The sequence below is a fragment of the Streptomyces sp. NPDC005775 genome, assembly GCF_042871565.1.
GTDB lineage: Bacteria > Actinomycetota > Actinomycetes > Streptomycetales > Streptomycetaceae > Streptomyces.
Window position 1 is genome coordinate 297,078 of the sequence record NZ_JBIAIU010000001.1, and the last position, 17,298, is coordinate 314,375.

Here is a 17,298-nt window from a genome sequence, read left to right on the forward strand (position 1 = left end):
GCCGGTTACCCTAACGCCCGGACGGCACGGTGACCGAGCCGAGCGCCGCGGGGTCCGGCAGCCGGCCGGCCCGGGACAGCGCGCCGAGCCAGCGCGCCGATTCCTTGGGCGAGCGGGCGAACGTGGTGCGGTCGACCGCGATGAGTCCGAACGTGGGCCGGTAGGTACCCCACTCGTAGTTGTCCAGGGCGCTCCAGTGCAGGTATCCGCGGACGTCGATGCCGTCGCGCATCGCCTCCCCCAGGCTCGTGAGCGCGGCGGCCGTGTAGGCGATGCGCTGCTCGTCGTCCTCGGTGGCGATGCCGTTCTCGGTGACGATGACGGGTACGTGCGGGCCGACGACCTCCGCCGTGTGCCGGACGGCCTCGCCGAGCGCCTCGGGGTAGACCTCCCACCCGGTCAGTGTCGTCTCGGCCCCGGCGGGCGGCGGAAGGGTCCCGCCCACGTCCATGCGGTGACGCGTGTACGCCTGGACGCCGATCCAGTCGTCCTCGCGGGCCGCTTCGAGGTACACGTCCTCACGCGGCCACGCGTAGGCGGCCGTCGCTTCCTCGGCGCCTGGCTCGGCCTGGTAGACCTGGTTGGCGACGGTCCAGCCGACCCGCAGGTGCGGGACCTCTTCCTTCAGAACTCCGGTCGCGGCCCGGTGGGCCTCCACGAGCGCCCGCACCACCGCGGGATCGGGTTCCAGCGAGGCCGGGTCGACGGCGGCCGCTCCCCCTTCGCGGGCCGTGGGCGAACCGGACGCGACACTCTCCCAGCCGTGCTCGGCGGCATGACTCCTCAGGGCGTACATCAGGGCCATCATGTTCGGTTCGTTGATCGTGGCCACGTACCGGACGCCTTCGCGCAGGATGTCGGCGACCGTGCGGGCATAGGACGCGAACAGTTCGGGCGCCTCCGGCGCGGTCCAGCCCCCGAGTTCGCTGAACCAGTGCGGCGACGTGAAGTGATGGAGCGTCACCACCGGTTCCAGGCCCCGCTCCAGTGCGCCGCGCACCATGGCCCGGTAGTGCTCCAGGGACGCCCGCGAGATCATGCCCCGCCGCGGCTCGATCCGGGCCCACTCGATGCTGAACCGATAGGCTCCGAAGCCGAGTTCGCGCAGCAGGTCCATGTCCTCGGGCCACCGGTGGAAGCTGTCCGCCGCGTCCCCGCTGGGCTCGGCGACGAAGCCGCCGGGGCGGTTCTCCAGACTCCACCAGTCACTGGAGACGTTGTTCCCCTCGATCTGGTGGGCCGACGTCGAGGCGCCCATGAGGAAGCCTTCCGGCAGAGCGGGACCGGGTCCGGCCGCGTACACCATCGGGGTTCTCCTTTCGCTCGGAACGGGACTCGCCCACTCCGCAAAAAGCGTTCATTGATCGGTTTTCGTGTTAGCGTACAGGTGGCAGCGGTACGGGAGAAGAGGCGGCTGAGCCGAACTCGCTCCGGGGGCCGCACCGAAGCCCAGCGGGCCGGAGCGCCGGACCTGACAACGCCGCTCCGGCTCCCTGACCCGCCCGCGCACAGGGAGAAGTTCCATGAACGCCGTCATCCCCCACGCCTCCGCAGAGCCGGTTCCTCGCCGCGGCGAGGGGGAACCGCATGCCACGGGCCCCTGGCGGATCGCGGCGGCCGGTCCCGTACCGGAGCAGCTCGCGGAAACCCTGCGGGAGCTGCTCGCACCGCACCTGCCCGGCCGCCTGCTGCCCGCCGGAAGCGACGACCCGGCCGCCCACGTACTGGTCCTCGCCCTCGACGACGCGCCTCCGGCCGCCGCCGCGCGCACCACCGTGGGCGTCGCCCCGGACGGCGGCGCGCACCCGGCCGACGAGGCGTACCGGCTCAGGGTCACCGCGAACGGCATCGAGTGCCGGGCACGCACCGTCGAAGGGGTGTTCCGGGCCGCGACGTCGGCGGTCCAGCTGATCGCCACGGCCGGGGCGGGCGGCGAACTCCCCTTCCAGGAGGTGACGGACGCCCCGCGATACGCCTGGCGCGGGCTCATGGTGGACCCGGCCCGCACCTTCCTCACCCCGGACGAACTGCGTCGGATCATCGACCTCGCGGCGCTCTACAAGCTCAATGTGCTGCACCTGCACCTCACGGACAACGAAGGCTGGCGCATCGAGCTGCCGAGCTTCCCCAGGCTCACGTCGGCCGCCGGCGAGGCACCGGTTCGCGCGTTCTACACGGTGGCCGAGTTCCGGTCGCTGCAGGAGTACGCGGCCCGGCGCTTCGTCACCGTCGTCCCCGAGATCGACCTTCCGGGCCACTGCGGCATGCTCAGGGAAGCGGTGCCGGGGCTCGCGGAGGCGCCGGCCCCGGCCGGACTCAAGGGGCGCTTCCCCTTCGTCCCGCCGCTCGACCTGACTGACGGAGCGACCCGCGCCACGGTCGCCCGGCTGCTCGCGGAGGTCTGCGCGCTGACGGACGGCCCCTTCGTCCACGTCGGAGCGGACGAGGCGTTCGGCGCGACGGCGGAGAGCTTCGCCGCGTCCGTACGCGAACTACGCACGCTCGTGCGCCAGTTCGGCAAGAACCCCGTCGCCTGGCAGGAGTCCTCCCGCGCCGGCATCGACCCGCGGGACATCGTCCAGCACTGGGTGGACGTCCCCATGATGGACCTGCCCGACACCGAGGAGGAACTCGCCGCCCGCCCCGAACTCGTCGCGGCGGGCCAGACCCTGGCCTTCATCAAGACACTCAAGAAGTTCTTCGCCCCCACGGACCAGGATGTCGCGCGGGTCGTCGAGGGCGGCGGGCGGGTGCTGCTCTCGCCCCAGTCCCATCTGTACCTGGACCGCCCGTACGCGACCCGGTTCGCACCGCCCGAACAGACCGAGGCCGCCGAGAGCCTGGGCTTCGACAGCTACCGGCCCCGGGGCGTCGAGCACGCCGCGTCCTGGGAACCGGCCGCGTACGCGATCCCGGACGACTGCGTCGCGGGGGTCGAAGCGACGCTGTTCGCCGAGCGGTTCGAGGGCTTCGACGACGTCACCGTCCTGCTCCTGCCCCGGCTGGCATCGGTGGCGGAGGCCGCGTGGTGCGGGCGCGCCCCCGAGTGGGCGGAGTACCGCGAGCGCCTGGGCCGGCACGGGCGGATGTGGAACGAGCGGGGGCTGGCCCACTTCGCCACCACCGAGGTCCCCTGGGCCGGGTAGCCGCTGCTCGCGGGCCGGGCCGCCGCACCCCGGCCCCGTTTGCGGCCCGGGCCCGGCCATCCTGAGGGGCGTCCACTGCGGGCGTGCGGGGAAATCCAGTGGCGGTCTCACGTCTCACGAACGAACATGACGCGCATGAGCGAGCAACCCGCACGATGGACCCGGGCCACTGTCTATCCCGACATGTGGGCCGACCCGGACGACGACCCCCGCAACAGCAACGGCACGGGGGCCGGCCCGGAAGGTGAGCTTGCGACGTTGCAGGACTTCCTGCGGGACTACCGCCTCACACTGCGGATGAAGTGCGAGGGCCTGAGCCCGGAGCAGTTGGCCCGTCGGTCGGTGCCGCCGTCGACGATGTCGCTGCTCGGGCTGGTGCGGCACCTGGCAGAAGTGGAAAGGGATTGGCGCAACTGGATCAGCGACGGCGATCCGCTGCCGAAGCTGTACGGCGGGAGTGACGCGGACTTCGACGAGGCTGTCGCCGATCAGGCAGTCGTGGACGGCGCCTTCACCGATCTGGCGCGCGAACAGGGCGAGTTGGACGCCGCGCTGGCCGAGCACCCCGATCTGGGCGAGCGCCTGGGGAAGGACGGCATCGCGGTCCGGGAGCTGATGGTGCACAGGATCGACGAGTACGCGCGCCACTGCGGGCACGCCGATCTGCTGCGCGAGTGTGTCGACGGGCGGGTGGGGCAGTAGCACGGCCCCCGCAAGCCCGGAAGGGGGGACGCCCTGCCGGCGGCCTCAGAAGGGGTCCGGCGCCACGTCGGGAACGGCCGGAGGCGGTCCTGCTCCGCCGAGGTCAGCCGCCCTCACCTTCCGGCCCGTTCCCGGGAGGTCGTGAGTGGCGGCGGTGGCTGGTGTCGCACCACGGGTAGATGCGGCTGCGCCGACAGGTGCACACGGCGACGACGAAGCGGTCGGAGGTGGCGACCGTCCCGTCCTCCCGCACGATCTCCACCGGTCCCTCGATCAGGATCGGGCCGTTGCGGTCGACGCTCACGCGCCTGGCACGTTCAGCTTCGTTCGGCACGAATGACCACCAGTTCTTCCGTCTCCTCATCGGCGCCGAGCAGACCCCGGGCGCGCAGCCAGGGGAGCCTCTGGGTGAGCACCGGCCCGAAGGGGACGTGGGAGCGGTGCGTCACCGAACAGCGCAGACCGGTATCGGTCAGCCGCGTCAGTGACTCCTCGACGCCGCACAGTCCGGAGTGCACCATGAGCAGCACACCGTGCGGGCGCAGCACGTCCCTGGCGTGGGCGCAGATCCGGTCGACGGCCTGCCGTCCGCCCTGCCCGGCGTCCCAGGCGACCGATGGCCGGTGACTGCGGTGGGGGTGGGGAGCGGGGACGTACGGCGGATTGCTCACCACCACGTCGAAGCGGTGCCGGGCGACCGGTCCGGTGAGGTCGCCGTGCAGCACCCGGACGCTTTGCCCCGCGCGGGCGGCGTTCATCCGTGCGGTGAGCACCGCGCGCCAGGAGATGTCGGTGGCAGCCACCCGCGCCCCCATCCGTGCGGCCAGTACGGCGAGCGCGCCGCTTCCCGTGCAGACGTCCAGGACGTCCGTGTCCGCCGTGATCCCTTCGGCGCGGAGCGCCTGTGCCAGCAGGTAGGTGTCGGCCTGGGGCGCGTAGACCCCTGGCAGGGTCCACAGGTTCCCCAGGTCGATGGGGGGTGCGGCAGCAGTCGTCATCCGGAGCCTCCACGTGGGTACGAACGGGAACGGGTCGTCGTCTTCCGCCTCGCCGGGCGCGTGCCCACCTCTCTCAGACTCGGCGTGCCTGCGGTCCACCGCCACTCGAGCGACGGGGTCCCCGGGCTCCTGCCCCGGGTCCGCTGTCGCATGCCGGGGCGCCGTGGCCCGGCCGGAGGGCCCCCTCGCCGCCGCGCTTGCGGGCATTCGGGGGACGTGCCGCCTGCCACGCACGGCACCGGGTATACGGCACCACGTGAAGGGTGGCCGGGCCCTGCCCGGCCACCTGTGGGGTGCGCTGCGGCCACCCCTCACGTTCCGGCGGGGCGACCGTCCCGTGTACGGCATCCGAAGGAGTACATCGACATGGCACGCGCTCTCGCTCTCGTCTGCACCCTGTCTCCGTCCCCGAAGCCCTCCAGCAGCCAGCTCCTGGCGGATCAGATCATGGCGGAGCTGTCAGGCCTCGGCGTGCAGGGAGAGACCGTACGCGTGGTCGACCACGACGTGCGGCCGGGGGTCGCGCAGGACATGGGTGACAACGACGCGTGGCCCGCGCTGCGCCGTAAGGTGCTGGCCGCGGACATCCTGCTGGTGGCCACCCCCATCTGGCTCGGGCATCCCTCCAGCGTGTGCCAGCGCGTGCTGGAGCGGCTGAACGCCGACATCTCCGAGACCGACGACGAGGGCAGGCAGCTGACCTCCGGCAAGGTGGGCCTCGCCGCTGTGGTCGGGAACGAGGACGGGGCGCACAAGGTCAGCGCCGATCTCTTCCAGGGGCTCAACGACCTGGGCTTCACCCTGTCGCCCGGAGCCGTGTCCTACTGGGTCGGCGAGGCGCAGCACGGCACGGACTACCAGGACCTGGACGAGACTCCCGAGGCGGTCGCCGCCACGACCCACACCTTGGCCGTCAATGCGGCGCACCTCGCCAAGGTGCTCGCGGAGAACCCTTACCCGTCCGTGTCGTAGCCGGGAGACCCGTCCCTGTCGTAGCCGGGAGCCGCCTCGATGCCGGACCCCACGATCGCCCGCAGCGCCGCCAGGTGCCCGCGGTAGGCGGCCCGCCCCTGCCGGGTCAGCCGGAGCCACACGCGTTGCCGCGTGTCGCGGACGGCTTTGCGCTGCTCGACGTACCCGGCCTCCATCAGTACGGTGACGTGCTTGCTCAGCACCGAGGCGGAGAGGCCGAGTTGCTTCTGGACCAGTCCGAACTCCGCCTCGCCGGCGGTGTCCAGCAGGGCACAGACGCGCAGCCGGTTCGGGGCGTGGACCGTGCCGTCGAATCCGTCCAGCGGGGCGGGGGGTTCGGCGCTCACGCGGTCTTCCGGTGCAGGCGGACGAAGGCGAGGTGGAAGCCGACGGACACGGCGGCACTCATCAGCGAGGCCGCGAGCAGCCATCCCGGCCACCCCGTGACCCGGAACGCGAACGCCGCCCCCACCAGCAGCACCGGCAGTCCGGCGGCAAGCGGCACGGTCGCCCGCTTCGGCAGCACGTCCCACCGCAGCGCCACCCCGGTCCTGTCGCGCCACGCCCTGGCCGCGACGGCGAGGAGCGCCCCGTACACCGCGGTGATCGCCAGCATGACGCCCAGCCAGGCGGGGCGCGGCAGCAGCCAGTCCGCTTCGGCCGCGATGCCTCCACAGGTGACCGGGAGCGCCGCGACGTAGAGCGTGAGGGTGACGAAGAACCAGGTCGGCCAGGGCGCGGCCGAGAGTTCCGCGGCGGAGGCCCGGACCCGTTCGGCGTCGGCGAGGGCCGAGCGGGCTTGTTCGGGCGTCAGCGCCACCCCGTCTGTTTCCATAACGGAAAGAGTAGTGGACGGTTTCCAGTATGGAAAGTGTTCGGAGGGTGGCCAGTGCCCGTACCGGCACCTTGGGACACCCCGCGAAGACGCCGGGCCCACGACGACCGTCGCCCGGGCCGCGACCCCCGGTGGATACTGACGCCGTGGCACCCGCCGCGCAGCATCCCTACGTGAGCGAGGACGAGACATGGACACCGGCACCGATCGCCGCGGGCCTCGCGCGCGGGACGTGCTGCGGGGCCTGCGAGCGCCCAGCCTCGCCCCGTGGACGCACCTGTACGAGCCTGAGGCTCCGCCTGCCCCGGGAGCTTTGCGCACCGTGTTCCTCGGGGTCTCCACACTCCTGCTCGACGACGGCGACACCGCGATCCTCACCGACGGGTTCTTCAGCCGACCCGGCCTCCTGCGCATGCGGTTCGGCCGTCTGCGACCGGACCGCGCCCGCATCGCCGCCGGCCTGCGCCGGGCCGGAACCGACCGTCTAGACGCCGTGTTCGTCGTCCACTCGCACTACGACCACGCCCTGGACGCCCCCGAGGTGGCCGTCATGACGGGCGCCCGGCTCATCGGCTCCGCGTCCACCCGCAACATCGCCCGCGGGCAGGGGTACCCCGACGACCGGTTCCAGCCGGCGGTCATCGGTGAGCCGTTCACCATCGGGCGCTTCACGCTCACCGCCCTGCCCGCCCGCCACAGTCCCGGCGACATCGCCCCCGGCCGGATCGACCGGCCGCTGCGGCCTCCGGTCCGCGCCACGGACTACCGGACCGGCGACTGCTACACCCTCCACGTCCGGCACGGCTCACACCAACTCCTCGTCCACGCCAGCGCGCACAGCCTGCCCGGCGCCCTCGACGGCCACGCCGCCGACACCGTGTACCTGGGGATCGGCGCACTCGGCAAGCAGGACGAGGCGTTCCGGGAGGAGTACTGGCACCGGCTGGTCACGGCCACCGGCGCCCGGCGCGTCGTCCCCATCCACTGGGACGACTTCTTCCGTCCCCTCGACCGCCCGCTCAGGCCCTTCCGCACCTTCCTCGACGACTTCCCGGCCACCATGGACTTCCTGACCCGCAAGGCCGCATCCGACGGGGTCGCCCTGGCCCTGCCCCTGCTCGGCAGCCGGGCCGACCCCTGGCCGTCCTGACCCGGGCGCGGCCGTGGGAAGGGCCTTCGGCCGGACGCGGGATTCACCGTACGAACCCGGGGCCGGCGCCGCCTCGGCGCAGCACCTCCCCGAGTGTCTCCACGCCTTCGCCGATGTCGCTGGGTGTGCTCGCGGCGTAGCCCAGGACCAGTCCCGGCCGATGGGCCCGCTGGCTGTGCCAGGACAAGGGGTGCACCTTCACGTCGCGGGCGAGTGCCATGGCCGCGAGCTCCGTGTCGGCGAACTCGGCGTCGAAGGTGATCGTCAGGTGCAGGCCGGCCGCGGCGCCGTGCACGATCGCGCTCGGCAAGTGCGTACCTATGGCTTTGATCATGGCGTCGCGGCGGTGGCGGTGGTGCCGGCGCAGATGGCGCAGTTGGCGTTCCATCGCGCCCGATTCCATGAAGTGGGCCAGTACGAGCTGGGGCAGGGCCGCGTTGCCGAGGTCGGTGAACCGTTTGGCGTCCACGAGGGCGTCGCGGTACCGCGGCGGGGCGAGGACCCACCCGATGCGCAGGGCCGGCGCGAGGAGCTTCGAGACGCTTCCGGCGTATGCGACGTTCTCGGTGAGCACGGACCGCAGGGCGGGCACAGGGGTCCGGTCGTAGCGGTGCTCGGCGTCGTAGTCGTCCTCGATGATCAGCCCGCCGCCCTCCCGGGCCCAGCGCGTCAGTTCGCTGCGCCGGCTGCCCCGGAGGACCACGCCGGTGGGGAACTGGTGCGCGGGTGTGAGGAGGACGGCCGCCTCACCCGTGGCGCGCAGTTCATCGACACGTATGCCTTCGGAGTCGACCGCGACGGGCGGGGTGGCCAGCCGGCAGTTGTGCAGGTGCTGGCGGGCTCCGAGGGAGCCAGGGTCCTCCACGGCCACCGCGGTGATGCCGTCGTCGCGCAGCACCCGCCCGAGCAGGGTGAGCGTCTGGGCCGTACCGGCGACGATGAGGACCTCGTCGGGGTCCGCCCTGATGCCCCGGTTGCGGGCGATCCAGTTCGCGATGGCCCGGCGGAGTGCCGGTGTACCGCGTGGATCTCCGTATCCGAGGTCGGATGCCGCGAGGTGATCGAGGACGTGGCGTTCGGTACGCAGCCACGCCGCTCGTGGGAATGCGGCGAGGTCGGGGAGCCCCGGGGAGAGGTCGATCCGTGCCCGGGCCGTGCGCATCGTGTCGAAGACGTCCGTGCCGGGTGCGGCGGCGAACACGGAGCGGGGCAGCGGCGGGGCGGTGCGCGCAGGGGACTTCGGCGCCGCCGCGGGGGCGCCGACGACGATCGTTCCGTTGCGCCCCCGCCCGGCGAGGTGCCCGTCCTCGATCAGGCGCTGGTAGGCCTCGGTGACCACACCGCGCGACACACCGAGTTCGCCGGCCAGGACCCGGGTGGCGGGCAGCCTGCTTCCCATTGGCAGGCGGCCGTCCGCCAGCGCGAGCCGGATCCGTGAAGCCAGCCAGTCGGACTTCCCGCCCCCCGGTGCCTCCTCGATGGCCAGATGGAGGAAGTCGGTCCCCGCCGTTATGGACCGGTGGGGAGCGCCGCCATTGGATCTGTTCATCGGGCCATAGTGACAACAGAGTGGAGGCATGAACACAGGTACAACCTCTTCCGCCGCTGCCCCGGCGGGCGACTACGTGCATGGCTACTCACCGCGTGAGGGCAGGCGGTTGGGCGACCAGGCCGACTCACTGGCGCAACTGCTGCACGCGGGCACGGCCTACCCCGCGGACAGCCGGGTACTGGAGATCGGCTGCGGGATCGGCGCCCAGACCGTCCATCTGCTCCGCTCCAGCCCCCGGGCGCACATGGTCGCGGTCGACCGGTCCAAGGAGTCTCTCGCCCAGGCCTGCACCCGCATCGCGGGGCTGGTGCCCGAGGCCAAGGTGGAGTGGCTCCGCGCCGACGTGTTCGATCTGCCCTTCGCCGACGCCGAGTTCGACCACGTCTTCGTGTGCTTCGTCCTGGAACACCTGCCGGACCCCGGGCGGGCGCTGGCCGGGCTGCGACGCGTACTACGGCCCGGGGGCACCATCACCGTGATCGAGGGGGACCACGGGTCGGCGTTCTTCCACCCCGACAGCTCGTACGCCCGGGCCGCGATCGGCTGCCAGGTCCGTCTCCAGGCGGCCTCGGGAGGGGACGCGCTCCTCGGCCGGCAGTTGCAGCCGCTGCTCGCCGGCGCCGGCTACGAGGACGTCGCGGTCCGCCCGCTCACGGTCTACACCGACCGGACCCGGCCCGCGTTGGTCGACGGCTTCACCCGCAACACCTTCATCGCCATGGTCGCATCCGTTCGGGACAAGGCGCTGGCCGCGGCCCTCACCACCGCGGGCGAGTGGGAACGGGGGATCGCCGACCTGCACCGGACCACCGGCGACGGAGGAAGCTTCCACTACACGTTCTTCAAGGGCGTCGCCGTGAATCCGGCCAGGCCGTGTCGTCCACCGTCAGAAAGGGCTCGCCCGCCACGGTCGCCGGAGTGAGCCCGGTGTACGTCATGACGTCCCGATGCAGGTGAGACTGGTCGAAGTAGCCTCCTGCCGAGGCGACTTCGGCCACTCCGACGCCCGCGACCAGCCGGTGGGCGGCTTGGTCGAACCGGACCAGCCGGGCGGCGCGCTTGGGTGGCATGCCGATCTGGGAGTGGAACCGCGACCACAGACGCTTGCGGCTCCAGCCCAGTTCGTCCGCCAGCCGGCCGACCCGGACGAGGCCGCGGCTGACGACAATCCGGTCCCAGGCCCACGCCACCTCGGGGTCCACCGGCGACCGGCCCCCACGTCGCCGGGCGAGCAGAGCGTCCGTCAACGCGAACCGTTCCTCCCACGAGGAGGCTTCGCCCAACTGCTCACGTGCCCTTGACGCTTCCCGGCCCCACAGGTCGTCGAGAACCACCATGGCACCGGCCAGGTCTGCCGGGGATTCGCCCAGAACCGTACGGGCGACCACCGGAGACAGGCGCACCTGCACGCACTCCACCTGCGCGCCCCACGCCCGCGCCGCACCTCCGGAGCCGAACCCGGGCCCGGCGACGACACTTCCCCGGTGTTGACGTCCCTCGCCGTCGTCCACGACGGCCCTGCTCGCACCGACTTCCAGGATCAGCATCACGGCAGGGTGCGGGACCACCCGCAACCCGCCCCCCAGTTGACCGGGGACACCGAACCCGGCCATGTCCGCACCAACCACCCGGCCCGGCCGCAGGGGGCGCGCGACATCCCACGCGGCCGGTCCGTCCCGTTCACTCTCGGTGGAGCGCATGGTCACATGCTACGCGGACCGGTGTAGGAACATTTGTCCAAGAACTGGCGCCCCCAGGACGGTGACAGTGGACTCATGACCACTCACGACGGACAACCGCACGCGAACGGCGACGTCCCGGCAACCGAGGAATCGCTCCTTCATCTGGACTCCGGAGACATCCATGTGTGCCAGGACGGCCCTCGCGACGCCCCGGCGCTCCTCCTCATCCACGGTTCCGCAGCCTCCGCCCGCTCATGGGCTGCGATGGTTCCGCTGCTGGCCGCGTCCCACCGCGTCATCCGCATCGACCTGCCCGGGCACGGTCTGTCGTCCGAACCGGCCGGCGGCGACTACGAGACCCTCGCTCAGGGGCGTGCGGTCGGCACGGCACTGGACCTGCTCGGCGTCGAGCACGCCGTGGTCGTCGGCCATTCCAGTGGCGGCTACACCGCCACAGCTCTCGCCGAGCAACGACCCGGCCTCGTGACCGCACTCGTCCTCATCAACACCGGACCCAGCCTGGACGCCTTCATTCCACCGGAGGCCTCCGAACCGATCGGCCTTTCGCAGTGGCCCCCGACCGACGAGCAGATCCGCCAACTCGCGAGCACCGGCTTCCGCGAGGGGTACGAGATCCCCCAGGACCTGGTGGACGAAGTGCGCGGGATGACCCGCCGCGCGTTCACCACGTCGATGCAGGCGTCCCTCGCCTATCTGAGCCGGCAGGCACTCCCCGGCCGGCTGGCGGCCCTCGGCATGCCGCTGCGAGTGATCTTCGGAGACCAGGACCGCAGATGGCGCCCGTCGTCCGCCGCCAGCTACCGCGCCGTCCCCGGCGCGGAGATCGAATGGCTGCCCGGCGTCGGCCATACCCCCATCCTGGAGGATCCGCCGCGGACCGCCGCGCTCCTGCTGGCCTTCACCGTGACGCACACCGCGGACGTCCGGAAGACCACCTGACCTCGCCGTGCCGGGCCGTCACTTCCTCCTCCCTCCGACGAGCGCCCCCGCCACCGCGAGGGCGGCGCCCGCGCCCAGGGCCGAGAGCAGCCGGGCGTGCTGGGACGCCCAGACCTGAGGGCTGCGCGTGTGGGCGTTCGCGTCGAAGGGGCCGTGTGCTCCGTGGTCGCTCGCACCGGCCCCGTCGACGGGCTCCCACAGGTTGCCGGGCCGCTGCCGCACCTCTTCGCCGGTCTGCTGGGAGTCGTAGCCGGTCCGGGCGAGGTAGCGGTCGAGGAGCGGGGCCGCGAACTTCTGCGCGAGGATCGTGGCGGCCGTGCTGCCGCCCACCCAGTACTGCTTGCGCCGGGGGTGGTCGGCCGCGAACGCGACCGCGCGGGCCGCCAGTTCGGGCTGATAGATCGGGGGGACCGGCTGGGGGCTGCGGGGCAGCCGGGAGAGCACCCACGTGAACTGCGGGGTGTTCACCGCCGGCATCTGCACGATCGTGATGCGCACGCCGCTGCGCTCGTGCAGGAGTTCGCACCGCACCGACTCGGTGAAGCCGTTCACCGCGTGCTTGGCGCCGCAGTAGGCCGACTGCAGCGGGATGCTCCGCAGACCGAGTGCGGAACCGACCTGCACGATGGTTCCGCGGTTGCGCGGCTTCATCCGCTCCAGCGCCACTCTCGTGCCGTGCACGAAGCCCAGATACGTCACCTCGGTGACTCTGCGGAACTCCTGCGGGTCGATCTCGTCGAAGGGCGCGAAGACCGAGGTGAACGCCACGTTGATCCAGAGGTCGATGGGCCCGAAGTGCTCCTCGGCCCGCTCGGCGGCGCTCTCGACCGCCGCGTAGTCGGCCATGTCGGTGGGGATCGCCAACGCCTTGCCTCCGGCCTCCTCGACATCGCGCATCGCGCCCTGGAGTCCTGCCTCGCCTCGCGCCAGGAGGGTGACGTTCGCGCCGCGGCTGCCGAAGTGCTGGGCGGTGGCGCGGCCGATGCCCGCGCTCGCGCCGGTGATCACTACGTTCTGGGTCATCGCTGAAACGGTGCCTTTCTGAACGGTGTGCGGGTCGGGACTCGGTGGGTGGCGGCTGGGGATCTCCTAGGGCGGCGGGGGTCCGCCGAGGCGGCCCGCGCATTCCAGGAGCATCGCGTGGACGAAGGCCTGGGGAAGGTTTCCACGCAGTTGCCGCTGGGTGATGTCGTACTCCTCGGAGAAGAGCCCCGGCGGCCCGCACGCTGCCCGGTTGCGTTCGAAGTAGCGCAGGGCGCCGGCCGTGTGGCCCTGCTGGTGTTCGGCCAGCGCCATCATGAACCCGCACAACAGGAACGCCCCCTCCGCCTCACCGAGCGGCCGCCGGTCGTGACGGAAGCGGTAGACGTACTCGTCGCGGGCCAGTTCCTCCCGTACGGCGCGCAGGGTGGCGCGCGTACGGGGATCGGAACCCGGCAGGGCGCCCCGGACGGGTGGCAGGAGGAGCGCGGCGTCCACGCCGGGGATCTCGGGGGCCCGCTGCCAGTGGCCTTCGGGGTGCAGACCGGTGCGCTCCGTTTCGGTGAGTACGGTGTCGGCCAGCGAGGTGCAGCGCGCCGCGTCCCGGCCGGCGCCGGGCAGCGCGGCCACGGCGCGCAGCCCCGCGACGCAGGTGAGCCGGGAGTGGGTCCAGCGTCGGTCGTCGATCTCCCAGATGCCGGCCTCGGGCCGGTTCCACAGCTCTTCGACGGCCGAGACGGCGGCCCGCACGGCGCGCAGGCCGTCGCGGTCGAGCCGGTCCGCCCTGCCGGCGGCGGCCAGGAGCTGCAGCGCCTCACCGAACGCGTCGAGCTGGAACTGCTCGTTGACCCAGTTGCCGATCCTGTCGGTCCCTCCCGGATAGCCCGGAAGGTCCAGGGTCCGCTCGCCGGGCACCGGTCCGCCGGTGACGGTGTAGGCGGGTTTGAGGTCCGGTCCGTCCCCGAGGAGTCTGGCGGAGACGAAGCCGACGGCGGAATCCAGGAGGCCGGTGGCACCGACGCCGGCTGCGGCGATCCCCGCGTAGCACTGGTCCCGGATCCACGCGTAGCGGTAGTCGTAGTTGCGGCCTGCGCCGGACCGTTCCGGAAGGCACATCGTGGCAGCGGCCACCATGCCGTCGCTGCTGCTCGTGAGGCCGCGCAGGACGGCGACGGCGTGGTGTGCGTCGGTCGTGGCGATGGTGTCCACGGGCTCCGGGCAGGCCCGGGCCCAGCCCCTGGCGGTGTCGTCCCACGCGGCGTCGGGGCGCACGGGCCGGCCGGGCAGAGTGCGGTCCGACAGTTCCAGTACGAGGTCGTGGTGCCCGCCGGGCGGAACGGTGAGGTCGAGGGTGAGCAGGCCGCCGCCGCGCGACGAGTCGGCCCTGGTCGCTGCCGCTGCTCCGGTCAGGCGCCAGTTCAGCGCGCCCGTCCTCCCCGTCCACACGCCGTCGTGCCGCTCGATGTGATGGCTGCCCTCGCTGCCGAATGCCCCGCGCGGCTCGAGCAGTACCCGTACCCGCGCGGGGCTGTCCGCTGCCAGGACCCGTCGCAGCAGGACCGCCCGGTCCGCTTCGCCGGGGAAGGCGAGGGCTTCCCGGCACTCGATGGGGCCCTCGCCGGTGATCCAGCGGCTGCGCCAGATGAGGCTTCCGCTCTCGTAGTAGCCGCCCCACACGTGCCGCTGGTCGAGCGGTGTGACGGCGAAGGTCCCGCTGCCTCCGATGAGCGCCGAGAAGACGGCGTCGGAGTCCCAGTGCGGCGCGCACATCCAGGCGATGTCCCCGCGCGGCCCGACCAGGGCGCCGCGTTCACCGTCGGCCAGCAGGGCGTACTCCCGCAGCACGTGCGGAGGGAAGGCCTCGCCGGTGTCGATCGTGGCGGGTGCCGGCATGACGTGGAGTCCTCTCCGGGTGGGGCGGGGGGGGTCCGGGGTGCTGTCCCGGTCAGGAGACGCGGTCGCCACACGGTGACGCCCCCGCAGCGGGTGACGTCGGCCTGCAGGCAGTCCACCGCTCCGGCGTCGAGCATGTGCCGGAAGTAGGCGAGGGTGTAGCCGTACTCGCCGGCGGCGACCTCGGTCGTCACCGCGTCCCGGATGCGCGCGAGCCCCTTCAGGTCATCGGACGAAACCGGTTCCTCGAACCAGGTGACGCCCTGGTCGTCGAGGTGCCGGGCGATGCGGACGGGCTGTTTGGCCGCGTACGCGCGGTTGGCGTCGACGTACAACCCGGCCTCGTCGCCGATGCTTCGCCGGGCCTGCGCGACGCGTCGCAGACCGCGCCGGGCCGCGTGCCCCCCCCACGACTCGCCGATCTTGATCTTGACGCGGGGGATGCCCTGCTCCTGCACCCACGCGCGCAGCCGGCGGTCCTGCTCCTGATCGTCGTACGTGGTGAAGCCGCCGCTGCCGTGGACCGGCACCGTCGCCCGGGCGGCGCCGTGCAGGTGGACCAGCGGAAGGCCGGGCAGTCGTGCCTCGAGGTCCCGCTCATCAGCTGTCCGTTCCCCCGGGGCCGTCACCGTGCCGGTGCCCCGGCAGCAGCTCCTGGACCTTGGCCTTGAAGCCCTGCCGGATCACGTCCGTCCGGTCGCTGTCGCCCTTGATCACGGCCAGTGCGGCCGCTTCGATCTGGTCGAGGCTCGCGTGCGGCGGGATCGGGGGTACCGCCGGGTCCGTGCGGAAGTCGATGACGAACGGCCGGTCGGCGCCGAGCGCACGGTGCCAGGCGGCTTCCACGTCCGCGGGCTTCTCCACCCGCACCCCGTCGAGGCCGATCGACTTGGCGAAGTCCGCGTACGGCACATCGGGAAGTGCCTGCGAGGGGAGGAACTGCGGCGCGCCGGACATCGCCCGCATCTCCCAGGTGACCTGGTTGAGGTCCTGGTTGTTGAGTACGGCGACGATCAACCGCGGGTCCTGCCACTCGCGCCAGTACTTGGCGGCCGTGATGAGCTCCGCCATCCCGTTCATCTGCATGGCACCGTCACCGACGATCGCGATGGCCGGGCGCTGCGGATGGGCGAATTTCGCTCCGATCACGTAGGGAACCCCGGGCCCCATGGTGGCGAGGGTGCCGGACAGGGAGCCGCGCATCGTCCCGCGCATGCGCAGGTGCCGGGCGTACCAGTTCGCTGCGGAGCCGGAGTCGGCGGCGAGGATCACGTCCTTCGGCAACAGGGCGTCCAGGGTGTGGACCACGTACTCGGGGTTGATGGGATCGGCCTCCACGGCGGCCCGCCGCTCCATGACCTCCCACCAGCGCGCGGTGTCCTTCTCGATCTTCTTCCGCCAGGAGCCGTGCTTCTTCTTCTTGAGTTGCGGCAGCAGGGCTGCGAGCGTCTCCTTGGCGTCACCCACCAGGTTGACCTCGAAGGGGTACCGCAACCCGATCATGAACGGATCGATGTCGATCTGCACCGCCCGCGCCTGGTCGAGGCCGGGCATGAACTGGGTGTAGGGGAAGCTGGAGCCGATGACGAGCAGCGTGTCGCAGTCCTGCATGAGCTCGTAACTGGGGCGGGTGCCCAGCAGCCCGATGGCACCCGTCACGTACGGCAGGTCGTCGGGGAGCGCGTCCTTGCCCAGCAGTGCCTTGGCGACCCCGGCGCCGAGCGTCTCGGCGACCACCTCGACCTCGGCGCGCGCGCCTCGCGCGCCCTGGCCGATGAGGATCGCCACCTTCTCGCCGGCGTTCAGCACGTCCGCGGCTCTGGTGATCTCCGCGGCGGCCGGGACGGGCGCGTACGGGGACATGCCCAGGCTGGAGGGCACCATCTTGAACGCGTGGGTCGGCGGTGAGTAGTCCAGTTCCTGCACGTCCGCGGGCACGATGATCGCGGTCACCGTCCGGTGTGCGTAAGCGGTGCGCATGGCACGGTCGATGACGTTGGGGAGTTGTTCGGGAACCGTCACCATTTCGCAGAAGTCGGAGGCGACGTCCTTGTACAGACTCAGCAGGTCGACCTCTTGCTGGTACGAGCCGCCCATGGCCGTGCGGTTGGTCTGGCCGACGATCGCGACCACCGGGACGTGATCCAGCTTCGCGTCGTAGAGACCGTTCAGCAGATGGATGGCTCCGGGCCCCGACGTCGCCGCGCACACCCCGACCTTGCCGGAGAACTTGGCGTACCCGACCGCCTCGAAGGCGGCCATCTCCTCGTGCCTGGCCTGCACGAACTTCGGCGTGTTGTCGGCTCGTCCCCAGGCGGCGAGCAGGCCGTTGATGCCGTCCCCGGCGTAGGCGAAGACATGCTCGACCTCCCATTCGCGCAGTCGCTGAAGGATGTAGTCCGAGACTTTCATCGACACGGAACTGGC

16 protein-coding genes and 1 pseudogene are annotated in these 17,298 nt (G+C 72.0%); 6 read left to right on the forward strand and 11 right to left on the reverse strand.

The genetic code is table 11. The features are described from left to right. Positions 1–10 precede the first annotated feature (10 nt). Positions 11–1,306, reverse strand: a complete 1,296-nt coding sequence (locus ACFYPA_RS01340) for a family 1 glycosylhydrolase (RefSeq protein WP_359079946.1) — start codon at positions 1,304–1,306, stop codon at positions 11–13. Between the two features lie 217 nt (positions 1,307–1,523). Here ACFYPA_RS01340 and ACFYPA_RS01345 point away from each other — a divergent pair, with 217 nt between their 5' ends. Together ACFYPA_RS01345 and ACFYPA_RS01350 are read left to right on the forward strand one after the other, a co-directional pair. Continuing rightward, the gene (locus ACFYPA_RS01345; protein ID WP_389128661.1) at positions 1,524–3,146 is read left to right on the forward strand and encodes a family 20 glycosylhydrolase; all 1,623 of its coding nucleotides are present in this window, start codon (positions 1,524–1,526) and stop codon (positions 3,144–3,146) included. Positions 3,147–3,281: 135 nt separating this feature from the next. Continuing rightward, positions 3,282–3,848, forward strand: a complete 567-nt coding sequence (locus tag ACFYPA_RS01350) for a DinB family protein (protein WP_389128664.1) — start codon at positions 3,282–3,284, stop codon at positions 3,846–3,848. 103 nt (positions 3,849–3,951) lie between these two features. Here the strand turns inward: ACFYPA_RS01350 and ACFYPA_RS01355 are convergent, their stop codons facing one another. Both ACFYPA_RS01355 and ACFYPA_RS01360 read right to left on the reverse strand, forming a co-directional pair. Further along, positions 3,952–4,182 carry a CDGSH iron-sulfur domain-containing protein gene (locus ACFYPA_RS01355; protein ID WP_359079940.1) on the reverse strand — a complete coding sequence of 77 codons (231 nt, stop codon included), beginning with the start codon at positions 4,180–4,182 and terminating at the stop codon, positions 3,952–3,954. After that, a complete protein-coding gene (locus ACFYPA_RS01360) occupies positions 4,166–4,846 on the reverse strand; it encodes a HemK2/MTQ2 family protein methyltransferase (RefSeq protein WP_359311956.1) in 681 nt (226 codons plus the stop codon). The genes ACFYPA_RS01355 and ACFYPA_RS01360 overlap by 17 nt, the downstream gene beginning before the upstream one ends. 366 nt (positions 4,847–5,212) lie before the next feature. On the opposite strand from ACFYPA_RS01360, the gene ACFYPA_RS01365 reads away from it, so the two are divergent. Next, complete coding sequence (locus ACFYPA_RS01365; protein WP_359079936.1) at positions 5,213–5,818, forward strand: NAD(P)H-dependent oxidoreductase; 606 nt, start codon at positions 5,213–5,215, stop codon at positions 5,816–5,818. Here ACFYPA_RS01365 and ACFYPA_RS01370 read toward each other — a convergent pair. Both ACFYPA_RS01370 and ACFYPA_RS01375 read right to left on the reverse strand, forming a co-directional pair. Beyond that, positions 5,800–6,165, reverse strand: coding sequence for a transcriptional regulator (locus ACFYPA_RS01370; RefSeq protein WP_389128668.1), 366 nt, complete (start codon positions 6,163–6,165; stop codon positions 5,800–5,802). The two genes, ACFYPA_RS01365 and ACFYPA_RS01370, sit on opposite strands and share 19 nt — an antisense overlap. Next, positions 6,162–6,653: a hypothetical protein gene (locus tag ACFYPA_RS01375; RefSeq protein WP_389128670.1), complete on the reverse strand. Its 492-nt coding sequence runs from the start codon at positions 6,651–6,653 to the stop codon at positions 6,162–6,164. The genes ACFYPA_RS01370 and ACFYPA_RS01375 overlap by 4 nt, the downstream gene beginning before the upstream one ends. Positions 6,654–6,975: 322 nt before the next feature. On the opposite strand from ACFYPA_RS01375, the gene ACFYPA_RS01380 reads away from it, so the two are divergent. Further along, complete coding sequence (locus tag ACFYPA_RS01380; protein ID WP_389129290.1) at positions 6,976–7,803, forward strand: MBL fold metallo-hydrolase; 828 nt, start codon at positions 6,976–6,978, stop codon at positions 7,801–7,803. A 43-nt stretch (positions 7,804–7,846) separates the two neighbouring features. Here ACFYPA_RS01380 and ACFYPA_RS01385 read toward each other — a convergent pair whose 3' ends face one another. Further along, complete coding sequence (locus ACFYPA_RS01385) at positions 7,847–9,352, reverse strand: PLP-dependent aminotransferase family protein (protein WP_389128672.1); 1,506 nt, start codon at positions 9,350–9,352, stop codon at positions 7,847–7,849. A 28-nt stretch (positions 9,353–9,380) separates the two neighbouring features. Here ACFYPA_RS01385 and ACFYPA_RS01390 point away from each other — a divergent pair, with 28 nt between their 5' ends. After that, complete coding sequence (locus ACFYPA_RS01390) at positions 9,381–10,277, forward strand: methyltransferase domain-containing protein (RefSeq protein WP_389128674.1); 897 nt, start codon at positions 9,381–9,383, stop codon at positions 10,275–10,277. Here the strand turns inward: ACFYPA_RS01390 and ACFYPA_RS01395 are convergent. Then, positions 10,198–11,055: a helix-turn-helix domain-containing protein gene (locus tag ACFYPA_RS01395; RefSeq protein WP_359079927.1), complete on the reverse strand. Its 858-nt coding sequence runs from the start codon at positions 11,053–11,055 to the stop codon at positions 10,198–10,200. The genes ACFYPA_RS01390 and ACFYPA_RS01395 overlap by 80 nt on opposite strands. A gap of 75 nt (positions 11,056–11,130) precedes the next feature. Here ACFYPA_RS01395 and ACFYPA_RS01400 point away from each other — a divergent pair, with 75 nt between their 5' ends. Further along, positions 11,131–11,997 (forward strand): alpha/beta fold hydrolase, encoded by an 867-nt coding sequence (locus ACFYPA_RS01400; protein WP_389128677.1) that lies wholly within the window; start codon positions 11,131–11,133, stop codon positions 11,995–11,997. Positions 11,998–12,015: 18 nt separating this feature from the next. Here ACFYPA_RS01400 and ACFYPA_RS01405 read toward each other — a convergent pair whose 3' ends face one another. The 4 genes and pseudogenes from ACFYPA_RS01405 to ACFYPA_RS01420 all read right to left on the reverse strand — a co-directional run bounded on the left by ACFYPA_RS01405 (position 12,016) and on the right by ACFYPA_RS01420 (position 17,283). Beyond that, on the reverse strand, positions 12,016–13,020 hold the full coding sequence (locus ACFYPA_RS01405; RefSeq protein ID WP_389128679.1) for an SDR family oxidoreductase: 1,005 nt from the start codon (positions 13,018–13,020) through the stop codon (positions 12,016–12,018). 66 nt (positions 13,021–13,086) lie between these two features. Further along, positions 13,087–14,871 (reverse strand): glycoside hydrolase family 15 protein, encoded by a 1,785-nt coding sequence (locus tag ACFYPA_RS01410; protein WP_389128682.1) that lies wholly within the window; start codon positions 14,869–14,871, stop codon positions 13,087–13,089. A gap of 68 nt (positions 14,872–14,939) precedes the next feature. After that, positions 14,940–15,464 (reverse strand): annotated as a pseudogene (locus ACFYPA_RS01415) (enolase C-terminal domain-like protein); the annotation flags it as partial. A 7-nt stretch (positions 15,465–15,471) separates the two neighbouring features. Further along, positions 15,472–17,283, reverse strand: coding sequence for a thiamine pyrophosphate-requiring protein (locus ACFYPA_RS01420; protein WP_359080476.1), 1,812 nt, complete (start codon positions 17,281–17,283; stop codon positions 15,472–15,474). Positions 17,284–17,298 lie beyond the last annotated feature (15 nt).